Consider the following 1,232-nt stretch of genomic DNA (forward strand, 5'->3'; position numbering starts at 1 on the left):
TTCGCATTATCGTCTTTCCACGTTTTCGTTCCTTCTACTTTTGTTTGACCAACTTTAGTATTCGTGATGTCATAACCTTTTACTTCTGTTTGATATCCGTCTACTGCTTGTTCTTTCACTTCATACTTATATGCCTTACCTTCGGCATCGTATGCCGCTAAATCTTTGAATTCATACTTCCAACCTTTTTCCGCTGTTACTTCTTGCGTTGCGATTACTTGGCCATTTTGTAGTAAGTCTACTTTAATCATATTCGGACGATTTTTCGCATTATCGTCTTTCCATGTTTTCGTTCCTTCTACTTTTGTTTGCGCCACTTTTGTATTTGTAATGTCATAACCTTTTACTTCGGATTGATATCCGTCTACTGGTTGCTCTTTTACTTCATACTTATATGCCTTACCTTCGGCATCATATGCCGCTAAATCTGTAAACGCATATTTCCATTCGCTTGCTGCGCTCACTTCTTTTGTATCGATTAACTTGCCATTTTGTAGTAGGTCTACTTTGATTGTTTCTGGACGCCCTTCACCGTTTCCGTCCTTCCATACCTTCGTTCCTTCTACTTTTGTTTGACCAACCTTTTTATTCGTGATGTCATAACCTTTTACTTCTGTTTGATATCCGTCTACTGCTTGTTCTTTCACTTCATACTTGTATGCCTTACCTTCGGCATCATATGCCGCTAAATCTTTGAATTCATATTTCCAACCTTTTTCCGCTGTTACTTCTTGCGTTGCGATTACTTGGCCATTTTGTAGTAAGTCTACTTTAATCATCGTCGGACGATTTTTCGCATTATCATCCTTCCACGTTTTCGTTCCTTCTACTTTTGTTTTGCCTACTTTTGTATTCGTGATGTCATTACCGTTTACTTCCGATTGATATCCGTCTACTGCTTGTTCTTTCACTTTATACTCGTAAGCTACTCCGTTTGCATCGTATGCTTGTAGGTTTTCAAATGTGTACTTCCAATTTGTTACTTCTGTTACTTCTTTTGTGTCTACTACTTTACCATTTTGTAGTAAGTCTACTTTAATCATCGTCGGACGATCTGTTGCATTGTTATCGTTCCAAGTCTTTGTTCCTTCTACTTTCGTTTCGCCTACTTTTGTATTTGTGATGTCATTACCTTTGACTTCCGATTTATATCCATCTACTGCTTGTTCTTTCACTTTATACTCGTAAGCTACTCCGTTTGCATCGTATGCTTGTAGGTTTTCAAATGTGTA

Annotated in this window: 1 protein-coding gene; it reads right to left on the bottom strand. The window is 37.9% G+C overall.

Annotation, left to right across the window (positions count from 1 at the left end; all coding sequences use genetic code 11):
• A partial coding sequence (locus SB773_RS29845; protein WP_410593801.1) for a Cna B-type domain-containing protein occupies positions 1-1,232 on the bottom strand: 1,232 nt, incomplete at both ends.

This window comes from Bacillus sp. SIMBA_074, from assembly GCF_046534555.1.
Taxonomy (GTDB): domain Bacteria; phylum Bacillota; class Bacilli; order Bacillales; family Bacillaceae_G; genus Bacillus_A; species Bacillus_A mycoides.